The organism is Propionicimonas sp. T2.31MG-18 (assembly GCF_964266745.1).
Taxonomy (GTDB): domain Bacteria; phylum Actinomycetota; class Actinomycetes; order Propionibacteriales; family Propionibacteriaceae; genus Propionicimonas.
This window is the reverse complement of the sequence record NZ_CAXWGX010000029.1, coordinates 141,507-164,615: the sequence shown is the minus strand read 5'-3', so window position 1 is coordinate 164,615 and position 23,109 is coordinate 141,507. Positions and strand designations below refer to the sequence as shown.

12 protein-coding genes are annotated in these 23,109 nt (G+C 66.9%); 5 read left to right on the top strand and 7 right to left on the bottom strand.

The window, feature by feature from the left end:
- Positions 1-186 precede the first annotated feature (186 nt).
- The gene (locus ACFQQJ_RS16625; RefSeq protein WP_377108273.1) at positions 187-504 is read left to right on the top strand and encodes a hypothetical protein; all 318 of its coding nucleotides are present in this window, start codon (positions 187-189) and stop codon (positions 502-504) included.
- On the top strand, positions 501-1,415 hold the full coding sequence (locus tag ACFQQJ_RS16620) for a hypothetical protein (protein ID WP_377108271.1): 915 nt from the start codon (positions 501-503) through the stop codon (positions 1,413-1,415). The genes ACFQQJ_RS16625 and ACFQQJ_RS16620 overlap by 4 nt, the downstream gene beginning before the upstream one ends.
- Positions 1,416-1,601: 186 nt before the next feature.
- Here the strand turns inward: ACFQQJ_RS16620 and ACFQQJ_RS16615 are convergent, their stop codons facing one another.
- From ACFQQJ_RS16615 to ACFQQJ_RS16600, 4 genes are all read right to left on the bottom strand, one after another.
- A complete protein-coding gene (locus ACFQQJ_RS16615; RefSeq protein WP_377108269.1) occupies positions 1,602-1,826 on the bottom strand; it encodes a hypothetical protein in 225 nt (74 codons plus the stop codon).
- A gap of 291 nt (positions 1,827-2,117) precedes the next feature.
- Entirely contained in the window at positions 2,118-7,409 is a 5,292-nt protein-coding gene (locus ACFQQJ_RS16610) for a DEAD/DEAH box helicase (RefSeq protein ID WP_377108267.1), read from the bottom strand.
- Entirely contained in the window at positions 7,409-11,068 is a 3,660-nt protein-coding gene (locus ACFQQJ_RS16605; RefSeq protein WP_377108264.1) for an Eco57I restriction-modification methylase domain-containing protein, read from the bottom strand. Before ACFQQJ_RS16605 ends, ACFQQJ_RS16610 begins: the two co-directional genes overlap by 1 nt.
- A gap of 269 nt (positions 11,069-11,337) precedes the next feature.
- Positions 11,338-14,178, bottom strand: a complete 2,841-nt coding sequence (locus tag ACFQQJ_RS16600) for a helicase-related protein (protein WP_377108262.1) — start codon at positions 14,176-14,178, stop codon at positions 11,338-11,340.
- A 203-nt stretch (positions 14,179-14,381) separates the two neighbouring features.
- Between ACFQQJ_RS16600 and ACFQQJ_RS16595 the strand changes: the two genes are divergently transcribed.
- The 3 genes from ACFQQJ_RS16595 (at position 14,382) to ACFQQJ_RS16585 (ending at position 18,292) form a co-directional block, all read left to right on the top strand.
- Positions 14,382-15,353 (top strand): IS481 family transposase, encoded by a 972-nt coding sequence (locus ACFQQJ_RS16595; RefSeq protein WP_377108260.1) that lies wholly within the window; start codon positions 14,382-14,384, stop codon positions 15,351-15,353.
- A 248-nt stretch (positions 15,354-15,601) separates the two neighbouring features.
- Positions 15,602-17,482, top strand: a complete 1,881-nt coding sequence (locus ACFQQJ_RS16590) for a DUF262 domain-containing protein (RefSeq protein WP_377108258.1) — start codon at positions 15,602-15,604, stop codon at positions 17,480-17,482.
- Positions 17,483-17,749: 267 nt separating this feature from the next.
- On the top strand, positions 17,750-18,292 hold the full coding sequence (locus ACFQQJ_RS16585) for a hypothetical protein (RefSeq protein ID WP_377108256.1): 543 nt from the start codon (positions 17,750-17,752) through the stop codon (positions 18,290-18,292).
- Between the two features lie 430 nt (positions 18,293-18,722).
- Here the strand turns inward: ACFQQJ_RS16585 and ACFQQJ_RS16580 are convergent, their stop codons facing one another.
- From ACFQQJ_RS16580 to ACFQQJ_RS16570, 3 genes are all read right to left on the bottom strand, one after another.
- Positions 18,723-19,826 carry a hypothetical protein gene (locus ACFQQJ_RS16580; RefSeq protein WP_377108254.1) on the bottom strand — a complete coding sequence of 368 codons (1,104 nt, stop codon included), beginning with the start codon at positions 19,824-19,826 and terminating at the stop codon, positions 18,723-18,725.
- A gap of 177 nt (positions 19,827-20,003) precedes the next feature.
- On the bottom strand, positions 20,004-21,284 hold the full coding sequence (locus ACFQQJ_RS16575; protein WP_377108252.1) for a tyrosine-type recombinase/integrase: 1,281 nt from the start codon (positions 21,282-21,284) through the stop codon (positions 20,004-20,006).
- A 393-nt stretch (positions 21,285-21,677) separates the two neighbouring features.
- Positions 21,678-23,075 (bottom strand): PLP-dependent aminotransferase family protein, encoded by a 1,398-nt coding sequence (locus ACFQQJ_RS16570; protein WP_377108250.1) that lies wholly within the window; start codon positions 23,073-23,075, stop codon positions 21,678-21,680.
- Positions 23,076-23,109 lie beyond the last annotated feature (34 nt).

Genomic DNA, 23,109 nt, shown 5'->3' with positions numbered 1-23,109 from the left:
CCAAAGGTGTGTGATGCTCGAAAACGTCTGAAACCAGGGGCGTCGAGGCCGACTGGTTACATGGTCCCGGGACGTTCTGGACGGGGACTTCGGCGGGATCGTCGAGATTCGTCGGCTGCCGGGTGTCCGGAACGGTCAGGTCGGCGGGCTTAAGGGAGTGAGAACACCCCGAACGAGGAGCCCACGATGGTCAGACAGGGATACAAACAGGACGCACGCCGCCGCGTCACCGAGGCGCTGTCCGCCCAACGCAAGGAACGCCTCCAGCAGGAACGCCGACTCGCCGACCTCGCCGTCCAGATCCTCGCTGCGATCGCCGAACGCGACGAAGCCGTCCACGCCGCCGAACATCAAGCGGCGGACGCCGTCCGCGCACTGCTCGCCGAGCACCTCAGCATCGCCGAGATCGCCGACCTGTGTGGAGGCCAGGTCGACATCAAGGAACTCACCAGGCTGTCACGGATCCCGCGTGTTCTTGCCGACGTGTCTGGGGTGAAGTCGTGAACCGCTGGCGCGGCGCCTGGGCCGCAGCGCAGATCACCGGCGTGATCTTCAGCAGCCTGGTGTGGATCGTCGTCTGCGGGCTCTCGCTCCCCGCACTGGTCGTGACGGCTGCTATCGGCATCGCCCTCGTGATCACACGGAACACCCGGCCCATGCTGTGGTGGCGCTTCGGAGCCGCGCCGGCCAACGACTTCCAGCGCGACACGATGCTCACCGCGATCGTCCCGATCGCGTCGCTGCGCGGACGCCACCAGCCGTCGGTCTGGATCGGCCGCCGGATCATCGGCGGTGAGGTCGTCATGTCCTCGAGCACTGACCTGGTGGTCAGCCCGGAGTTTGTCGGCGAGGTCGCCAACGGTCAGCTGACCGACCGTCAGGCCAGCGCGATCATCAGCCAGGCACTCGGAGCCGTCAAGGTCGTCGACTCGACGCTGGTCAACGTGATCGAGGCTTACTGCGCGCCGTGGCGGCTGGTGCAGGTCTTCATCGCCATGGTCAGCCAGTTCGTCGCCCGACATCGCACCCTGCGGATCTCCTGGGGCATCCGCTGGATCGTGTTCGGCGTCGCCATTGTCGACAACTACCTCAACGGGAGATTGGCGGCGTTCGTCGGCGTGATCCAGATCGCGGTGCTGTCCTGGACGACGGGCTTCTTCCAGAAGCGATGGGACGGCCGGCTCCAGGACCTGGGCGACCAACGCGCTATCTCCGACGGCCTCGGAACCGACCTCGCCGACCTCATCCAGCGCAGCGCCCGCTCCCTCCCCACCAGCGAACGAGCCGACCGACTCCGCCACAGCTCTCCCGGCGGAACGACCGAAGCCGACGTCCGGATGGCCTGCGTTGCGGAACCATCCGCCGCGCCGAACGACCATCTCGAGCGCCGGGGTTGCCCGGGGAGGCGGCCATGACCGAGATCCACGAAGCACTCCGCCGCTGGGCCACCGGCCGGTATCCGCTCGAGGCCGGCGTCGAGGTCGTCATCCGCGATCAAGCCACGCTCGAGAGGCCAAGGCGGCTCACGACGGCCGGGTGGCCTTGCGGGCTACGCCGACCCAGACTTGGTCGCGCGGGTCGGAAGCGAGTTCGCGTGCGAGCTACGGCTCGTAGACCGCGTGGTACAAGCGCAGGCATTCATCGCAAGTGATCTCTTCAGGGGAGTCGCTCGTGGGCATGAAGAGCCACGCCGTTAATCCGCAAGCCGTCTGAGCTCCCCACGGCTGATAGTGCACCTTCGACGGGTCGATGCCCTCGTCAATCAGCTTCTGGAGCATTCGCTCGCGCAGTTCATCGTCGGAATCATCCGCACGCCGCGGCGTCATCTCATTGGACCTCCTTCTTCAGGCCGCAGGTGCTGCACTGCATCCGGTTGGTAGAGATCCGCTGAAGCGTGTAGGTCCGGCAGCCCGGGCACAGGTTGCCGTTAGGCATCGTCGCTTCCTGTCGTTGGATAGTGCGCGTCCAGGGATGAGGACGACTCGGGTACGGCGCAATGATTGCACTGGACTGCTGTGGCTGTCCCGGAGACTCGGGACGGATACACCGGCTTGGTAGGCACCGAGCCTACGGAGGAGCCGATGCTTGCAGTAGCGCAGCGCCGCCTTCAGCGTTCCTCAGAACCCGAGGCGCTGGCGAAGGGAGTCGATCCCAGCCGCCACGTTGTCGAATCGAATCTCGAGCACACTGAAGCCGAGGTCCTGAAGTTGCCGCCGTCGGCGAAGATCGATTTTCGCCACCACCTGATCGTCGTGGACGCTCCCATCGAGGAACACGGCCAGATGCAATCCCTCTCCCGAATAGAGCAGATCTGCCGAAGCGACCGGTCCGTCGTGAGGCAGTCCGACGTGGGCCTCGGAGGGGGCAGGGATGCCGGCGTCTCGCAGCGCCTTGACCATCAGCTCTTCGGTGTGTGAGTCGAAGGTGGCAATCACGTCGTCCCAGTTTGCTGAGACAGCTGCCACGTGTAGTTCCACGTGATCTGCGATTGCACGGAGGAGCGGCACAACGAGGGTGCGGTCCATCTTCTCGTGGTGCCACTGGTTGTAGAAGCTGCGGAGGCACTCGTAGCAGGACTCCAGGCACGCGTCGTCGGCTTCGGTCCCGTCGGGATTCACGTGCAGGATGTCGAGAGCGCGGCCGGCGACGGCCTGCCACGCGGTTGGGTCGGTCATCCTGTCGAGTACGCCGATGCCGCCCTCGTCGGTCTCGTACAGCAGGATCCGACGGGCGTGCGGCGAGCCGGGAACGGGGAACACGGTGCCGTTGAGCTCGGACTCTTCGACGCCGAAATGGGTGCCCATCGCGGCCATGAGCGCGTACGCGAGCGTGTACGCGTACACGTCCGGGTCGGTCCCGTCGGGGGCTTCCACGTCCAACAGGGTCAGGTCGTGCAGACCGTCATTGAAGATGACGACGTTCTGGATCAGGTTGTCCTGGGCGGGCAGACACTCGCTCTGCGCGTTGTAGTGGTCGACCGGGTCGGGGTTCCACTGCCGACAACGCGCGCAGAGGCTGAAGTTGCCGTTCGAGCGCATCAGGCCGAGGTTGGCCTGCATGACGTGCCCAGCCCTCGCGAACGTGACCGCGAGATCGGTCCCATTGCCCGCGTGGACGAGTCCGTGACGGACGCCCAGCTTCGGCAGCCGGTACGCCGACTCGACCTGGTAGCCCTGACGGAGCCGCTCTTCGGTGTCGGCGCCCACGTTGTCGCGTTGGACGGCGAACTGGTCGGACACGGGCATGGCGTTGTCGAACTTCCGATCGCCCGTGAGCGGCTGGTCGCAGGAGGGGCACTTCTGGTGGGTGCCGACAGCGTCTCGTTCGAGGTAGTGGCCGCACGTGCACAGGTATACGGGGACAGTGTTCGCCTCGGCGTCCCGGCCGGACGCGACCTTGGTCACCTGGTACCGCTTACCGAGGTGGTAGATGCTGTTCCCCGGCGCGAACTCCCGCAACGCGATCGACCGCGACCGCACGCGTGCGCGTTCCCGGTCGCTGAACCGGAGCATGACCGCTTTCCGGGGGAACGCATAGCTGGGCAGGAAGCCGCGCTGTGCGAGCCACGACAGCGGGTGGTAGTCGCCCTCGCCGCGCCGGATGGACCCACGGATGGCCTCCACCGCGTCCCGGCGACGTTTGCCGGTCTTGTCGAGCTGTCCCTTGTCGCCTTGCGCGTTCAGCTCGTCCAGCTCGGTCTTCAGTTCGGCGGAGTAGTCCACGAGTGCCGCCACGGCGGCGTCGAGCTTGTCCACGAAGTTGTCCACCATGTCGGCCACGTCCGCGTCGGAGACGGTCTCCGCTTGGTCGAGAACGTCGGCGAACGCGCCGGTGATCGACGCGACAAGCTCGTCGCGGTTGCCGGTGACGTACCCGGCGATCTGCTTGCGGGTCTCGTCGTTCAGCCCGCCGACGCCGGCGTCGAGACGAGTCCACGCGTCGATCTCCTTCGGCAGGTCGCCGTGGACCTGCGCGTACGCCCCGAGCACGATGGCGTTCGCATGCGCTTCCACCAGCGCCCGGTTATCCAGCAGGAACCGGGGCGCGGCGATCTTGCCGGCGATGATCCGTTCGGGCCGCTTGAAGAAATACTGGTCGTGGGACGCGGCCCGGCCCTGGGCGGCGCAGAACGTCACGACTGCCGACGGCTGCGCGGCACGACCGGCGCGGCCCTGCCGTTGGGCGTAGTTCGCCGGCGACGGGGGCACGTTTCGCATATAGACCGCGGACAGCGTGCCGATGTCCACGCCGAGCTCCATCGTGGGCGTGCACACAAGAACGTTCAGGTCGGCGGCCTGGTCCTTGAACCGCGTCTCGATGACCTTTCGCTGGTCGCCATCGAGGCTGCCCGTGTGCTCTTCGGCTTCGACCTTCACCTTCTCGTCCAGCGGGGCGAGGTACGCGGCGCGGAAGAAGTCGTCCCGGCCGGGCCGGTCCTCCTGCACCTTCGACTTCACGCAACGCGGGCATGCGCGGGGCTTCGACAGGTTCCACCGTGCCGAGCAGCGGACGCACCGGAACCCCTGCGCGTCCGGGGTGTGCCAGTAGCGGACCTTCTCCTCGTCGAGGACGTACCCGTCCTCGGCCTTGATGAGGTACCCGAACTTGGCGAGGACGGCGGCGGCCTGCCGGATGATCGTCTTCGCCGCAACGCTGCCGGCGGCGTCCTGTGGCAGCCCGGCTTCGGCTTTCAGCCAGCGGGTGAGCTTGGTGGTCTGCGGGGCGTCCGACCCGTCCACGTTCACCTTCCCGGCCAGCCGCCGGTAGTTGATCCGCCGGCTCGAGTCGCGCTTCTCATGGAACACGGTCCGGCGTAGCGGGATCTCCTGGCCGGAGTGGAAGTAGCAGCGCGTATCGAGCTGTTCTAGGACGTCGCTGTTGAACCGGCCCGGTTCCACGAACGCGGCCGACGGCCCGTCCTCGTTGTCTGAGGCGACGGCGTGGTCGCGGCGGACCAGGTCGAGGATGACCCGGAACAGGTCCTCGGTCAGGTCGGGGTCGGACTCGGCGTACGCGCGGATCATGGGGAAGCCGTCCAGCCCGGCGACCACGGGCGCGACCTGCCCGGCGCTGAATCCGGCGTAGTCGACGACGACGAGCCCGGTGTCCTCCAAGTTCGGCTGCGCCTTCCGTGGGCCGCCGCTGGTCTCCAACAGCACGGCGGTCTTCAGGTAGCGCAGGTAGCGTCCCTTCGCCTTGCCGGACGCGGCGTCGGGTGCGAACCCGGCCTGGTCGCCCGCGGCGCGGGAGAACGGCGGCACAGTGCTCGTGGCCTCCATCGCTTTGTACGCGGCGTCGGCGACCTCGCCCGTGTCCAGCGCGTCGGCGGGCCCGGTCGCCCCCTTCGCGACCAGCCCGGCGACCAGGGCCCGGCGGACGTGGAACCGCCGGGACATGGAACGCAGGTGGGCCGCCTGGAACGACGAGTCCTGCTGGTTGTCCGTGAACGCCATCACCGAGGGCTTCGGCGTGCGGTCCTGCTCGTCCAGCATGGCCTCCACGAGCACGTCCGTGGCGGTCGCCCTGCCGACCGTGCCGACCTGGAAGAACTTGTTGTACTCCGAGTGGGTCCCGTCGTAGCGGACACCGCAGGACGGGCACAGCAACAGCGGGGCCGTCACCGTCACCGCGCCCACAGTCGTGTCGTGGCCGCAGCCGGCGCCGAGCTCGCCGCACGTTCCGCAGACGACCCGACTTCGCGGCACCGCACCCTCGCGGCCCTTCCGCGCAGTCCCGTCCTTCTTCACGTCGTTCGGGTCGAGGGGCACGGCGTACTCGTCCCACTCGTCCGTCATCACGTACACGGCGGACCCGTTCTCCGCCGCGGCGAGGAAGTCGCGTGTCAGCAGGTGGTGGCCGTCGTCCTGTGCGACGTAGTAGTCCTGTCCGCACGCCTGGCAGAACACGATCGGGTAGGAGGGCACGTCCTCCACGTGGGCGTCCTCGACGCACTGCCGGCAGGTGGACTCTCCCTGCTCGGACAGGTGCGGTAGGTCTGTCGACCGCAGGCACCGGGTCACCGGCAGCCCTTGGGAGAAGAACGCGTGTGCCTTCGGGGTCAGCAGGCCCACGTCGTCGCCCTTCGGACCCGGGGTCTTCACCGAGGAGCCCAGCACGACCGCAGCCTCGATCTCCCGCCGCGCGTCCTCGCGCGAGAAGCCGGGCCGGACCTCCGCCAGGTATCGATCCTCCAACTCGGTGAAGGACACGACCCCGCCCCACAGGGCGCGTTCCACCCACGCGACCGGCCGGCTCGCGCGCACCGCGTCCGGGCTGACCGGCCCATCCAACAACGCCGCGCCCAACAGGTCGGCGGCCTCCTCGTCCGTCTCGGCGGACATGGCCACAGCGAACGCGTCCTCCCCGATCACCTGATCGGGCAGGTACAGACCGGCTGGGTCGAGGGTCTCCTGCTTCCCGTACGACTCGCCCACCACGTGGTCCGGGTCGAACGGCTCACCGAACAGGCGCCCCGCGAACTCCGCGATCGTCGCACGCGCCTCCGCCGGATCACTCGAGTCGACCGTCGCGGACGTGCCCACGCACCGCAGCGTCCCAGCGGTGCCCGTCCGTGCCTTGAACCGGCGGACGAGCAGCGCCATGTCGGCACCCTGGTGGCCCGAGTAGGTGTGCATCTCGTCCAGCACGAGGTACCGCAGCCGGCCCTCATCGCCGAGCGTGTCGAACAGGGCGGCGTCCTCCCTGCGGACGAGCGCGTACTCCAACATCTTGAAGTTGGTGAGCAGGATGTCGCAGCCCTTGGTGTGCAGCGTGCCCCGATCGATCACCTCGCTGTCGTACGGGGTGTCCCGGCCCGTCAACTGCTTGAAGTCCTTCAACGCTGCTTCGCCGGTAACTTTGAGGCTGCCCGTGTAGTTGCACACCGTCAGCCCAGTGCCCGCCAGCCGGGCCGCGATGTCCTCGTACTGGCTGTTCGCCAGCGCGTTCATCGGGTAGATGATCACCGCCACCGGACGCCGCAGCACCCCAACTTGCCGCGCCGCGGCGACTGATAGCGCGGTGGATACGATCGGCATGTAGAACGTGAACGACTTCCCCGATCCGGTCCCCGTGGTCACAGCCGTGTTGTGGCCGGCCATGATCTGCCGAATCGCCTGCTCCTGGTGCGCGAACGGCGACACCGGCCCAGAACCCGAGTCGCCCGCCTTCCGGGTGAACACCCCCAGCACGCCCGGGTCGAGGACACCTTCGTCCACCAGGGCCTGCAGGGACGCGCCGTCTGCGAACGGCTTCGCCAGAGTCAGGAATGGCTCCCGGTACAGGAGTCGGCCCTCGCGCCGCTTGTCCTGAACCCACTCACGGATCGCCGGGTTCTTGTAGAACTGGAACGAGTCCACGTACCGGGCGTAGCCCTCACGGAGCCCAGCGATCAACGACAACGGGCGCATCAGCGACCCCCTCCGATCTCCTCGAACGCCTCCAGCCGGAGCCGCCTGCTGCGGTACTCCCCGACCTCGCGCGTCTCGATCTTCTCAAGCAGCTTGAAGTGGTTCAGGACCACCTCGTACTCGGCCAGCGTGAGCCTGTACGCCTGCGCGATGAGGGCATCCGACCGGGCGTCGAGGAGCTCTCGTTCTCCAGCGTCCCATCGGGTGGGCTGTCGGCCGAGGAACGCGCCGAGCGGGGCGGTCGTGACGCTCAGAGCGGCCGACACGGCCTCCACCTCGGAGGGGATGTCCGCTGGCGTCGGCGCGGCACATTGGGACAGCACCCAAGGAGTGAGGTGGCCGCCTGGCATATGGATCCGGGCGAGAAAGTCGAGGGTCATTGAGTTGAGCAGCGCGGCCGCTCCGAGGACCTTGGCGCTGTCCGTGACGAGGACGGGGAGAGTGTGAGTGGCGGGCAACGGCTCCATGACGGCCACACGCACCACCCGACGGTCGGTCCACATGCGCCCGATGTCCCTCATCGCGAGCATCGCACGTCCGCGTCCTACGACATCGTCCAGCCGCTCGCGGGCGATCTGCGCGTGCATCCAGTAGCGCGGTTCGACCTCGAACGACGCATCGGCGTGCTGCTCCTCGGTGACCCATGGGATGTGAGGCTTCCGCCCGTAACGATCCTTCCCCGAGAAGCCCTCGAAGGTGCGGGCCCGGTGGTCCCATCGATTCGCCATCTGGCCTTCGTACACGGGGAGGGCTTCGCGCCCGTCCCGGTGGCGGTAGTGCTTGTCCCTGTCGAGCCTGAACCCAGCGGCCTCGAGCGCGGGACCGCGCTGAAGCCATCCCTTCGCCTTGGACGCCGACGAGTGGAACAGCCCGACGTAATTGAGGTTCCACAGGTTCTCGCCGTCGCGCTCGGAGAAGTCGAGCGTGGCAAAGCGATCCTGCAGGTCGAGGGCAAGGCGGATCTCGTCGGCGTCTCCGGTCGAGGGGAGCGTCTCCGTGCGGGGGGCGAAGGTGCGGAGTTCGATGCGTGGCCAAGGTCGGGTGGGGTTCGTGGTTGCCGCATCCACGCCGAAGTTCAGCATGGAAGCTTCCGGCGGTTCGCTGGTCGCGGGGCCCAGGTGCAAAATGCTGAAACGTTCAACCGCGGCCACTGCAGGGAACACGCGCTTGCCAGACGGCGCCTGGTTGACCATGTCGAGGACCTGTCGGACCCGACCGTCGGCCACGAGCCGTTTCCACACGGCGGACTGGGCCGCGTCCGTGGCGATACCCGACTTCACGATGAGGCCGACGTTCGAGGCGGAGTCGGCGGCGAACTCGGTGAAGAGGACGTACGTGTTCGCCTCGTTGGGTGTGCGTGTGTATCGGCCGCTTGACTTGGCGAAGTGGGCCAGTCGGCCTTGACCGGCCTGATAGGTCTTCCAGCGGGCGTACATGGCGGGGTCGGTGTGTTCGAGGTCCGCGATCGCTTTCTTGCGGGTCTCGCTGGTCATGGCGGCGATGCGTGGCAAGTGCTGCCGGAAGAACGGTTGTTCCTCGCCCTTGTACTGCTCCCACGGTGGATTGCCGATCACGAGGTCGAAGCCGCCTCGGGCGTGGATCTCGGGGAAGGCGAGGGGCCAGTGGATGGGGTTGATATCGGCGAGGATGCTCGCCGCTACGGCGGCGGTGTCGGGGTCCGGGTGGCCGTCGAGGGCAGCGGAGTAGGCGCGACTGGTCGGGATGGCGTGCGTGTCCCCGTCGGTCCAGAAGTGGGCGGCGGTCCAGATGTCGGCGGTTTGCTTCCAGGTGGCGTACTTGGGGCTGGCCTGCCAGTCGCGGAATGCCTGCGACTTGGCGCGGACGTGCGCGGGGGTGTGCTCGGGGCCATGGAGCGCCTCGGGCAGGGTGAGGGTGAACTCGACCGTGTCGTTTTGGAACAGGTCCCCGTAGCCGGCGGTGAACCCTTTGTTGTCGTTCAGTGCCCGTGTGAGGCGGCTGGCGAACGGGCCTTTCACCCCGGTGACTTGGAAGGCGGCGTTCTCGATGCGGGTGGGCACGTTCAGGAGGGGCCAGCCGACGAGGCTGTCGCCACAGACGATGTGGTGGTCGAGGAACGTGAGCGGCTGGTCGGGGACGACGCAGTGGATCCACAGTGCGACCTTGGCGAGCTCGGCCGCGAACGGGTCCTTCTCCGCGCCGTAGATGCACGACTGGAGCACTTCGCGGCGGGCGTGTGCAAGGTCTTGGGGGAGTGGCTCGTGGGGGTTACTGCGGGCTTTCGCGACTGCGTACGCGAGCCGATCAAGCGCGCCGACGAGGATGGCGGCGGACCCGCAGGCCGGGTCGATGACCTTCAGGTCGAGAATCGCGTCCACCTGCGCCTGGCGGTCGTCGCCGGCGTCCGCGAGACGTTGTTCGATGAGCGGGTCGAGGGATCGGGTGAGCAGGAGGTCCACGAGGTCTGTGGGCGTGTAGAACGAGGCGAGGTCGGCTCGTTCGATGCTGATCCGGGCGAGGTACGCCTGGCCCGGTGCGACCTTCTTGTTGTCGTCGTCGAGGGTGGCGGTGCCGGCCACCGCGAGGGTGTAGTCGAGCAGGGACTCGTACACGGCACCGAGTTCTTCGACGCCGAGGTTGCGGTAGTCGACGTGCATGCTGGTGCCGCCCACGGTGACGGTGGTGAGCGATTGGATCGCGCGGGTCAGGTAGGTGTTCGCGATCCGGCCGCCGGTGGTGAGCGGGGTGCGGGTCAGGTCAAACAGGAACCCGTTGTACGGGTAGACGCCGAGTGCTGCGGCGTCATCCTCGTCTGAGAAGGCCCGGAACGTGGTCTTCAGCCCTTCCCACAGGTCCATGCGGCGCGGTTCGGCCCGACCGGTCGTGGAGGTGGCGCGGAGCCGGGTGAGGCTGTACGTCTCGTCATACAGCGGGTCGGCGCCGTTGAGCATGCCGCGTTGTTCGGCGAACAAGAGGAACAGGACCCGGTAGAGCACGGTGAGTAGTTCCCGGTAAAGGTCGCGGCCCATGTCGGGGTTCGAGGTCACCTGATCCCGCAGGCCCGGCGTCCCTTCGATCAGGCCGTTCGCGAGGAGGCTGATGGCTTGCCGCACCTGCGGTTGGAGCCGTTTGCCGGCGGCGACCCCGGCGGTGAGCGCCTTCGCGTAGAGCCGTTCCAGCAGCGTGCTGTCCTGCCCTTCGGGCGCGTCAGCCGAGGCCGCCATGTCGTCGTCGCCGTCGGTGTCTTCACCTTCGACCCCAACGTCGGAGTCGGGTTCATCCGGTGACGTGTCGGCGGATGTCTGAGGGAGGAACCGGGATGCATGGCAGAGCCGCCAGAGGGCGAGGAAGTCGGGGTAGGAGCCGGCCTCGAACATGGCGGCCAGGTCGAACTCGACGTACCCGCGGGTGCGTGTGTGGTGGTAGTCGCGGAGCAGCCGCAGGACGCGCCCGTTGGTGAGGAGCCCCCAACGCGCCGTAGCGGCGTTCAGGTAGCCCTGCAGTTCCTCGTGAGCGGAACGGGCTCGGTTGGCGCGCGCGTCGAGGTCGGTGACGGCGACCACGCTGATGGGGGGTGTGTCCGGGCCGTCCCAGCCAAGGTGGGACACGGTCCATGTCCGGTCTCCGGCGGGCAGTTTCGCCCGTTGGTAGGCGGGGGTGAAGCCGAACAGGTCGAGCATGGGTAGCACGAGCTTCTCGCGGACGCGGGATACGTCCATGTCGCCGTCGAGCTCGGCGGAGTACGCGGACCAGAGGGCGACGCACGCCCGGAACGCGGCCTCCTGGTCGGCGAAGAGCTGCGAGCGGGTGGGGGTCGTCCCGTCTCTGCCGGTGAACGTGGACGGGTCGGCGAGGAACTTGGCGTCCCCGTCGACGGTGGCCTGGCGGAGGCTGTCGGTGATCACGTCTCCGACGAGACCGCCGCTGGTGTGGATGAGGCTCACGTCGCTCATCGGGTCACCTCCGGGTAGACGAGGGTGATCGCAACCAGGTCGTGGGAGGTGGGTTGTACGTCGGCAAGGCCGTCCGCCCACGCCGCGGTCAGACGGCCGTGGCGTTCCGCGAGCATGCTGGCCCGTTCGCCAGCGACCTGGGTGAGGCGCGCGTCCAGGCCGGGGTCGGAGAGGGTGTCGGCGGCGTCGTCGCGCACGTCGCCGACGTACGGCGCGCCCCGCCCGGGGGCGGCGGACAGCACTGTCGCGGCGTCCAACGTCTGTCCGGGGTCGCTGGTGCGTTGCGCGAGAGGGACGAGCTCTTCGAGTAGGACGGGCGGGTCGGCATTGGCGACGTAGCGAAACAGTACGTGCAGGACGGCCGCGCGTCCGGTGTCGAGGACGGCGTTGTGGGCGGCGACCCGGCCCCGGCACTCGGGCAGGCGGGCCTCGTCCAGGGTGAGGTCGATGAGCCGGCGCAGGAGCGGGTGGGCGAGGTCGACCACGTCGAGGGTCGGGTCGTCCACGCCGAGTCCGGTGTCGAATGTGAACCTGTGCCCGGCCGGAGCCACGTCGTCCACGGTCGAGGGCGCGGACTCGACGGTGTGCACGTGGCCGTCCGTGGTGACGGTCGCGTGCCGATGGCGGAGCGCAGCGAGCGTGAACTTCTCGACCTGGTCCGTGGTGCCAGTGACCCGGCGAGACTCGTTCAAGGCGTCCTCAATCGCGGTGAGGGAGATGCCGGTCTGGCCGTAGAAGGACTCCTCCTTGACGCGTTCGAGCACGTCGGTGCCCGCGACGCTCTCGTCGGTGAGCCGGGCCAGCTCGGGGTCAGACTCCAACAGGACCGTCTCGTCGAACAGGGTGGGTTGGAGGTGTCCGGCGGCGCGGAGCTTCGCCCGGAACGCGGTGCCCGGGTCGGACAGGTACAGCAGGATGTCGCTGTTGGCGAGGAACGGGGGCACGAACCCGTAGTCGGCGCGGATCTGCTCGGACTTCTGCACGATGAGGTAGAGCAGGCTCGCGTCGAGGGCGTCGTCAAGGACGAGGGTGCGGATGCCGACGAACGGTTCGCGCTGCTGGAACCTGTCGATGCGTCCGTTGCGTTGCTCGATCCGGTTCGGGTTCCACGGCAGTTCGTAGTGGATGAGCTCGGCGCATGCCCGCTGCAGGTTCACACCCTCGCTGATGCAGTCGGTAGCGACGAGGACCGCCTGCTCGGTGGCCTCGAACTCGGCGAACGTGGCGTTGCGTTGGGCGAGGTTCATGTCGCCATAGATGGTGAAGACGCGAGTACCGTCGGGCAGCCCCTTCGACTTACCAACGGCCCGGGTGAGGTTCTTCTCCAGGTAGTCGAGGGTGTCCTTGAACTTGGTGAACACGAGAACGCGGCGGGCTCTCGGGTGGGCGTTCATGCGTTCGGGCAGCAGGCGCAGCAGCTCGGCGAGCTTCGGGTCCTTCGCCGCGGTGACCTTTGCGGCGAGATCCTTGATCGTGTTCAGGCGGGCGAGTTCGGCGTCCTGAGGCAGGTCGACGCGGGCGGTCAGGTGCACCGCGTCCAGTTCGTCGTCTTCGGTGAACACTTGGTCGGTGGTGGCGTCGGCGGCGGCGCGGGTGGCCTGGTCGCCGAGATCGAGCGCGGCCTGGCGACGGATGGCGTTCAGCCGGTTGTCGATGCTGACGCGGAACGCGGCCGGGCTGGACAGCAGCCGCTTGTGCAGGTGCGCGGCGACCCACTTGCCGATGGTGGTCGTGGACGCGCCGTACAGCTCGCCGGTGTAGCCGGTCAGCTCGTCGATCAGCGCCCGCAGGTCGGCGCTCCGTCTCAGGGAGACGATCACCTCGTCGGAGTTCCTGGCCGGGAACGGCGACTTCGTGCCGCGCTGCCCGTACCAGGCCTCGATGTCGGCGCGGCGTCGTTGGACGACGTGGGACTCGCGCGCGCGGGTCCGGTCGAGCCTGCGTCCGAGCGCGGTGTCGGTGACAAGAGTCGGGTCGAGCATCTCGAACAGGGATTGGTAGGAGTCGCTGTACCCGTTGTGCGGCGTTGCGGTCAGCAACAGCAGGTGCCGGCAGCGGTCGGCGGCCGTGCGTACGAACGCGTGCCGTTCCATGTCCGAGGAGGACCGGCCCGCGAACGCGTGCGGTGCCGCCGCCAAGTGGGCCTCGTCGACCACCAGCGCGTCCCACTGGTGTGCGAGAACCTCCTCGGTTCGTGTCTTCAGGTAGTCGATGCTGGCGATCACCACGTCGTGGGCAGCCCACACGCTCTGGCCCGGCAGGAGCTTCCGTTCAAGAGCGGGTAGTAGGTGGCCGGCGACCACAGTCGCATCGATGTGGAACATGGTGTCGAGCGTGTCCCGCCACTGCTCGCGCAGGTTCGCGGGCACGCACAACAGGACGCGTCGGGCCCGGCCGCGGGCAAGCAGTTCGGACAGGATGAGCCCTGCCTCCACGGTCTTGCCCGTGCCCACGTCGTCGGCGACGAGCAGCCGTACCCGTTCGGTGTTCAAGGCCATCAGCAGTGGCACGATCTGGAAGTCCGTGGGAATCGCCCGAGAGCGTTGAAGACCCAGGATGGGTGCAGTTCCGTGCAGTAGGGAGAACCTGTAGGCGTCGAGTAGCAGCCGCTGTTCGGACGCGTCCCCGACCGTGCCCGCGTCGGGGAACGGCAACGCACCCGGCTGCACATCCTCCAGCCGAGAGTGGAACCTCACTGGGGTGTTGTCTCGGCCGTCGAGTGCGGTGGCGCTGAACACGTGCCCGTCGCGGTAGTCGACGCGCCACAAGCGTTCCCTGAGACGCACGACCTTGCCAGGTACGAGCAGGTCCTCTGCGACGTCGGCTGCTCGTGCCACGCTGGTCCTCCGTCGGGTTTGGGGTGCTCCTAACACTAATGAAGCAAGGGCGCGAGAGCCGTCGTGACACCCGAACCGAACCCTGTCGAGGGCGACCTAGTTGTACTCGGCCAGGACGTGGGTGACACCGGCTGGTTGACGAAAGAGGAGAACCCCCACTGGGGTGTGACTTGCGAAGGTCCACATCCCAAGGAGGTTCTCCCGTGTCCCAATGTAGGGCTCATCTGACGGTGTTCGGCAGGCGGCTGTTGGTGCAGCGCGTGATCGAGCAGGGCTGGCCGGTGGCGCATGCGGCCAAGGCGCAAGGGGTGTCGCGTCAGTGCGCGCACCGCTGGATCAACCGGTGGAAAGCCGCGGGTGAGGCCGGCCTGATGGACCGATCCTCCCGGCCACACCACAGCCCGCGTCGCACCAGCGTCGAGGTCGAGGCCCGGATCATCACTGTTCGCAGCCAGGAACGCCGGGGCCAGGACTGGTTAGGGCCCGAGCTCGGCATCCCAGCCCGGACGGTGTCTCGGGTGCTGCGGCGTCACCAGCTGCCCTACCTGCACGAACTGGACCCGATCACCGGGATCCTCATCCGGGCATCCAAGACCACCGGGGTGCGCTACGAGCACGACCACCCCGGCTCGCTGGTCCATACCGATGTGAAGAAGCTGGGCCGCATCCCCGCCGGGGGCGGCTGGAAACTCCACGGCCGCCAAGCCGGCGACACTGCCGCCCACAAGAACGCCAAGACCGGCTACGACTACATCCACTCCCTCGTCGATGACCACTCCCGCTACGCCTACTCCGAGGTCCTGCCCGACGAGAAGGGCGCCACCACCGCCAACTTCCTGACCCGTGCCCTGGACCACTTCGCCAGCGTCGGGATCACCGTGGAGCGGCTCATCTCCGACAACCACTACTCCTACCGGCGATCCAACGACGTCCGGAACCTGTTGGCCGAGCGCGGCATCACCCACAAGTTCATCCGGCCCCACAGCCCATGGCAGAACGGCAAAGTCGAAAGGTTCAACCGCACCCTGCAAGCCGAATGGGCCTACGCCCAGCCCTTCACCACCAACACCGACCGCGCAGACGCCCTTGCCCCATGGCTCAACTACTACAACACTGAACGCCGACACACCGCACTCGGAGGCCACCCCCCGATCAACCGACTGTCACCAACCTGATGGCCGAGTACACCTAGTCGCCGCAATGGTTGGTCGGCTTTGTCTCGGACGTCATCGAAAGCCGGCCGGGACTTGCCGTCTTGGGGTGGTCAGCCGGTGTGGGGCGGCCGGTGCGCCATAGCATCCGTGGGGAGCGGGCGGCGATAGTCTCCGGCCAGACGTCCTCAAGCCACGAGGATCGTGACGACACCTGGCTCGGCCGCCCGAGCTGAGCGAGATGAGACCCAAGGCGTGAGAGGTGGGATGGCGTGGAAGCCAAGACCTGGGCGCTCGGCGAGATCCTCAAGCCGGAACGTAGGTACATCGTGCCGACATTCCAGCGCAGCTATGAATGGACCGAAGACGGCCAGTGGAGGCTCCTCTTCGAGGACCTGGTTGCTACTGCCGACAGGCTCTACCAAAGGCGGCAGTTCGCACTGATGACTGGATCCCAGCCTGACGAAGCGACCGTTTCGCCGCACTTCCTCGGTGCGATTGTCTGTGACTCCCTGCCGTTCCCTGCCGGGGGTGTGGCCTTGAGGTCCGTGGTCGACGGGCAACAGCGGCTCACCACCGTCCAGCTTCTCTTGCGGGGCCTCTTGGACGTGGTGCAGGAAGTAGACGGGGCTGATGACTTAAGAGGCAAGGCCAAGTCGCTCGCAAAGATGATTGGCAACGATGAAGACAGCGGCGCGGCACCAGAGGACGTCTACAAACTTTGGCCAAGGAGGGACGACCGACTGCTTTGGCCGGTCGTCATGGCCGACCAGGTGCCCGCCCACGGCAGAAGCGATCACCTCTACCTGCAGGCTCGCCGCTATTTCGCAAAGGCTGCGCGAGAGTCCTTGAGTGAGGTCAACGGAAGTGAGCGAGCGGAGCGCCTGCGGGCATTGGTCGACGCCGTGGACACTCTCTTCAAGATCGTTGTGATCGATCTCGACCACAATGATGATGCTCAGGTGATCTTCGAGGTGCTGAACGGTCGCCAGACCCCTCTCTCAGCGTCGGACCTGGTCAAGAACCTGATCTTTCTGCGAGCCGAGTTCGATAAGGCGCAGCATCTGGATGCCATGTACGACAAGTATTGGGCCGGCTTCGACGATGACTGGTGGAAGAAGAAGGTCGGCACTGGCCACGCGGCACGCGGCCAGCGTGACGTCCTTCTGTCGGTCTGGCTGACAGCAACAACTGCAACAGAGGTTTCAGTTGGCAACCTCTACGGGGAAGTCCGCGCCTACCTCGACCGTGAGAAGCCCCAGACGGAGGAGCTGCTTTCGGGCCTGAAGGCCTTCGCGCACGCGTATCAGGAGGTGTACGGCGAGCGAGTAGTAGACGATGAGGTGCTGCGCCGCGCTTACGACAATCTGATCAGGCTCGGCAATCTCACCGCAGTCCCACTGCTGACCTGGCTGCGCACGTTGCCAGAGGAGATGCTGAGCAGAGACGACCACAGACGAGCGGTCCAGGCGGTTGAGTCCTTCACCGTTCGCCGAATGATCGCGGGCGCTGGCTGGGGGACTCGCAACTACGGCCAGATCTTCGTCAAGGTCATGTCGGACGCAAGGTCCGCTCAACCTTGCGACGTACGACACGCCATCGTCGCGGCACTGCAGCGCGCTGGCTGGCCCAACGACGATCAGCTGCGAACCGCAATGCTCGAAAACAACTTCTACGCTCAGAACCAACAGCGTCAGCGCTTAGTGCTCGGCGCCATTGACAGCAGGCTTCGCTCAGATGACCTGAAGCAGGCGCCGGCCAGCGTTGACTACAGCCGTCTGCAGATCGAGCACGTGCTCCCCGGGAGCTGGGAAGCTCACTGGCCACTGGACGACTCCCTTACCGAGCTAGACCGACTAAAGGCAATTGAGGTGCGCAACCAAGCCAAGAATCGAATCGGCAACCTGACCTTGGTAACACAGCACTTCAACGGGTCGGTGTCGAATCTCGGCTGGGCGGAGAAGCAGCCGGAGTTCGCGAAGCAGAGCTCCGTCCTGCTCAATGTGGCGATTGCTTCAGTGCCAGACTGGGACGAGTCCTCGATCAATCAGCGCGGAACCGAGCTCGCCAGGATCGCTTCCGCCGTTTGGCCTGCCGCTGAAGCACTCGGTTTCGAGCCACCACCGGACGCGCTTGACTCCACCTCCACCTAGCAGGACCCGGCCGGGGTGAGCGCACTCGGGCATGACACGGCGGTCAGAATCTCGACTGGCGCGTGCGCCAAGGGCCGTCCGCCAATCGGCCGGCGCGCCGAGGAGTCAGGAGCCAGAGCTGCGCGCGTCGACGGCCGGCGCCGATCCGAGGCAGAGGCAGACGAAGTCCCGCCTGCCGCTCAGAGGGGGCGTCTTGTGTCGTCGAGCCTCCGATACGGGAGCTGTCGGGAGCCGCATACCTTTCGCTTCGGTCTCTACGCTTACCTCATGCCCAAGCCAGCCGATGCAATCCATCTGGACCCGGCCCGCCAGAGCCCCCAGTTGCCCGCTCTCGTCGCGACCGCCCAAGAGATCGACGGCGTGACCTACCCAGCGGCCGCCGACGTGGATTCGGCCGCCGTTGTTGAGGACTGGCTCCTGCACGTAGAGGATGCGTTGATCGAGGCGCGGAACGGCGTCACTGCGATTTCGTGGCCTCTTGCACTGGCTGGCCTTGTTGGCTTTCTTGCGCTCTTGGCCGACGTCGCCGATGGAGCGCCCAGCATCCTGCAGGCCGTTGTAGCAAGTCCGTGGAAGTCGTTGGTGTGTGCCGCGCTGCTTGTCGCGACGATTGTCGCCTTCAGGCTCTCCGACGAAACCACCGAGAAGCGGAGAAAGCTCGTCGCGATCCGGAGCGCGTATTTTCGGCGACGGCGAGAACTCGTTGAAGGGCAGCTCGCGTCTTCGTCAGACGACGCGCATCTGGTCCCCGGTGACCGTGGGGTGCCCAAGGCCGATGGCGGCGTTGCCTCCACTCACGAAGGTCGGTAGACGCACCCACGTTCGAGTGCGTAACGCTTCAGAGCCTGGGCGCGTCGCTTCTCCTTGCGCGCGGATCCACCGAGGTCCCGGAAGTCCAAGTAGGCGTGACCAGGTGGCAAAGGGGTGGCGGGCTTCGAGGCGGCAGCACAGTCGTCGACCGCGCGGCTGCCCGCGGCTACTGCTTCGGCCGTTGAGACGGCCCAGATTCCGACCGACTGCAGACCAAGCCGGACGGTATGTTCCATATGGGCGTCAACGGGCTGTACGAGGGTCCGCTGGATCACCGATAGGCATCCGAGGTCTTTCGCGGTCGGCGCAAACGCCTGACTGCTCGGCGCTCCGTCATCCAGGAAGGCGGGATGCACATGTCGCATGAGGAGAGCCGTTGGCGATGTCGTGAGGCAGATCTCTCCCGGAGAGAGCGAAGGGAACATGACCGTCACTTCCCGAGGGCCTCTCTAGCACGCGAGAAGACCAAGGCTGGTGTACCCACGAAACCGTCAGGCTCCTCCTCGTCGAAGTAGATCCGGATCGAGCCGCCGTTAGCGACGAGCACCTCCAGATCCTCGGGACCCTCAGCCCACTCCATCTGGATGCCGCCGTCGGGCGTCGGATAGACGCCAGGGCGTGGGAGGCCGGCGTCTAGCACCATGAACAAGAAGGCCTCAGCGGTCTGGAGCGCTTCCTTGCTCACAGCCTGTCCCTCACCATCTAGCCATCCGTCTGGCAAGGCGGAGAGCTCCTCCAACCTGGCCGACCATTCAGACGGCAGCAAAGCTTCAACGCTGAGCACATCAACAACTTTGCGATCGCCAGTTCGGTTTCGCATTACGGTCAGCGCGACCAACGGCGTGCGTTTGGCGAACCCGCAGACCTCGCGAAGCTGATGGAAGATATCCGGGTTTCTGAACTGGCCTCGAAGGGACCTTTCGCCGGCTTCGAACTGGTATGTGAACTCGAGAGGGGAACTGCACACGCCGACGACGTAGACGTGCAGAAGGCGTTCCTGGGGGGACTTGTCGGGAACAAACCCGCGGATCGGCTCCGTAGTTCTGTTGGTGAGCACGGCGCGGCTCTTGGGTGCTTGCCGCTTCGAGGGGGCCCAGGTGAGGGTCTCACCCTCCTTCAGGCTAACGCCCATGAGGGCGAGATCTGGGACCAGCTCCTTCGGAAAGGCCTGGGGGACCGTTTCCGACTCGCTCAAATCGGCGAAGGCCTCCTCGATCAGTCTGCGCGCCCGTTCCAGGTAGTCGTCGCTCAGAGTCATGGGCGTCGCCGACCGCCTTACGCCCAAATCAACAGTTACGGAGCCCTTGCCAAGCCGGGTGATCGCGAGATCAAACCCCAAGATGCCAAGGGCCTCAGTCCTGACTTTGTGCCGGTTGGGGTGCTCCGCCAGATAGAGCGACTTGGCGACTCGCTCGAGCAAATACTGAAAGCGTTGCAGTTCTGTGGTGGCTGAGAGTGGAAGCGCTCCCTCAGAGAACCTCTTGCCCTGCAAGTGCACGTGTTGAAGCACAGTGCGGGCTTCCCCCGTCGGCATACGCGCGAGTGTAGTACTGGCTCCCGACGCTCAGGGCTTCATTGCGATGCGCGCACATCCACGAGGTGGCAAGTTGTCCCGCGAGGGAAGGGGGACTCGGACGCAGGAGCATTCAACCTGGCGGTCATTGCTCATGTTGCCTGGCCCCGAAGGCTCTGGCATCCGTCCATGCGAGGCTCAACCTTGCTCGCGCGGTTCCGAATCGCGCGCCATCTTCTCTGAGAGCCGCTCGGCGATGAGTTGGTCCCGATCGGCGGCCGTGTGCTGGTAGACCAGCGCTGCTTTGGGGGTGGTGTGACCGAGGCGGTCCATGAGCTCCTTTAGCGTCGCACCCGACTGGGCGGCCATGGTCGCGCCGGTGTGGCGGAGATCGTGGAAGCGTAGGTTCGGCCGGCCGGCGGCGATCCGGGCCTTGTTCCACCAGTTGCCGAAGGTTCGGTGGTGGAGTGGGTTGCCGGTGCGGGACGGGAACAGGAGCCCCATCCGTCCGGGTTCTGTGTGCAGCGCGAGGTGGGTTTCGAGGTCGGGGATGAGGGCTGGTGGGACGTGCACCTCTCGGGCGCCGGCGGCGGTCTTGGGTGTGTCGATGACCGCCTTGCCCTCGATGTGCTGGACGGACCGGCGAACGTGGAGGACCGCGACCGCGAGTGGCGTCCCGTCTTTCGACTTGGTGTGGGTGATGGTGACGTCTCCGCGCCGCAGTTCGAGGATCTCGCCGATCCGCAGCGTGCACCACACGCCGAGCAGGACGGTGAGCCTGTAGTGCTCCGGCATCGCTTCGTGCAGCTTCGCGATTTGCTCGCTGGTGACCATCTCGACCCGGTGCTTGACCGGCGCCTTGCCTGCGCCCTTGATCCGGCAGGGGTTGGCCGGGATGCGTTCGTCCTCGACGGCGGTGGTCAGGATCGTCCGGATCAAGGCGTACGCCGAGGCCTGCTCGGTGGGCGTCTTGGCGAGGGTGCGGTACCAGGCTAGGACGTCCTCCTTGGTGATGTCCTTCAGTTCGGTGTCCCCGAACGTGGGATATATCTTCGCCTTCAGTAGGCGCCGGTAGTCGGCTTGGGATCGGGCCTTCAGCGGCTGGCCGTCGCGGTTGTGGCGGTTCTGGACCCATGGGTCGGCGTACTCGCGAAGTGTGAGGGCAGCGGCCTTGGCGCGCCGTTCGGCTTCCCGGGCTGCGTCTTCGCGGGCCAGGGGCGAGGTCCATTCGTCCAGGTCGATGAGGCGGCGCTCCTTGGCGAGCCACACCTCGGCGTCTACCTTGGCCATGAACACGGTCGGGGCGTAGTGGCGCTGGTCGTCGGGGCCGACGTAGCTGGCGTGGTAGCCGCTGCGGAGCTTCTTGATCGCTCCCCAGGTACGACGCTTCTGTTCCCCCATATGCTGATAGCAGTAGCCGTTCGCCTTCTTGCTCTTCGCGGCAGTGAGTCCGCACCGAGAGCCGTCGGCCTTGATCATTCGGCACCTCGTGCCGGGGTCTTTCGGCACTCCTCGCGGCAAGTTGACCTCCCGGATTCCGTTCCCTTAGCGTTCCCTTAGCAGTCGGAACACAGCCTACTTCAGCCCACTTCGCGACTCCAAGGACCGGCCCGCTTGAGCACTAAAAGCCCTAGTCAGCGAGCCGCAAACCGCCTCAATCGGGCCAGATGTCGCAGACCCCGCCCTCACGAGTTCGAATCTCGTATCCTCCGCCACGTGGCCGGGGGTGACGCCGCCTGGACAGCTCGTCTCCGGAATTCTCCTTGCCTGATCACAATCCGCTCCCGTGGCGGTCAGATTGCGCCGTGGGCGCGTCCGGCGCCCTCTTCGATTCGCGTGCCCCTCGGGGGGCGAACCCGACAGCCCTCCCGGTCAGTGCCTGAGCGCCGTGGCGGTGAGGTGGAGCGCGCGTTCGAGGAGCTCGGGCTCGTGCCAGACCGGGAGCCGAAGCATGGACCGGTGGCCGTCGTAGGCGGAGAAGCCCGGCCCGGGGGCGAGCTTCACCCGGGCCCTCTTGGCGGTCTCGGCGAGAGCCAGCGCATCACTGTGGGTGTCGATCCACAGCCCCGAGCCGCCCTTGATCCCCCGCCAGGTCCAGTCGGGGAAGTGCGCGCGGATCGCCTCCTCGGTGGCGCTCAGGTGGGTGGTGAGCATGTCCCTGCGCTGGTGCCGCGCCCGGTCGGCCCGCTTCAGCAGCCGGACCGCATGCAGCTGGTCGACCACAGAGGTGGCGAGGTCCTCGACCTTGCGGAGCTCCAGCAGCTGCCTGATCCGGCTCTGCGAGGCGCGGACCCAGCCGATCCGCAGGCCGCCCCAGAAGAGCTTCGAGAGGGTGCCGACGCTGATCAGCAGTTCCGGGTCCACGAGCCCGGCGAGCGTCGCCGCGGGAGGGCCCTGCAGGGTCAGGTCGTAGGAGCAGCAGTCCTCGATGGTGAGCATCCCGTGCGCCGCGATGATCCCTGCGAGTTCGGCTCTGGCCCGTGGGGGCATGGTCTGGCCGGTGGGATTGTGGATGCTGGTCTGGCAGTAGAGCGCGGTGGGCCTGCGGGCAGCCGCCCGTTCGAGCAGCGCCAGGTCGAGGCCTCCGGGCGTCGTGCGGACGCCTTCGATCCGGGCGCCGAGCGTCTTCAGTACCTCGAGCCCGCCCCGATAGCTGGGGTCCTCGACCAGGGTGAGGTCTCCGGCGGCGACCACGCTCCGCAGCGAGAGGAACGTCGCCTGCTGGGAGCCCGCCGTGACCAGGATCTCCTGCGGCTGGGTCGGGATGCCGTCGCCGCTGAGGTGCTCGGCGATGGCCTGGCGGAGGACCGGCAGTCCGGCCGGGAAGTAGCCGTCGGTGTCGAGGTAGGGACGGAGCTCCTCGTCCAGCGGCTCGGCCAGGGTCTCCCGAACCACCGGTGAGGCGGGAAGGGCACCCGTGGAGAGGTCGATCACGTCCACGTCCGTTCGGGTGAAGGAGAACAGCCGGCCTTCGACCAGCGCGGCGGCCTTGGCGGAGCCGGACCGGACCCTGCTCCCGGAGCCCCGGGTCGAGACGAGGTAGCCACGCGCCTCCAGCACCGCGTACGCGGCCACGACGGTGGCGCGGGAGACGCCGAGCGCCAGAGCGCAGTCACGTTGTGCGGGAAGCGCGCTGCCGGCAGGGATGAAGCCGGCGTGGATCAGCTCGATCAGCGAGCTCGCCAGAGCCTCGGGCAGGGGTACCGCCGGGTCGGCCCAACCGCCGAGCATCCGGCTGAGTTCGGCGGTGTCCATGCGCGTGGCGAGCACCGCTTCAGTATGTCGCCGGCGCCCCCGGGCGCAC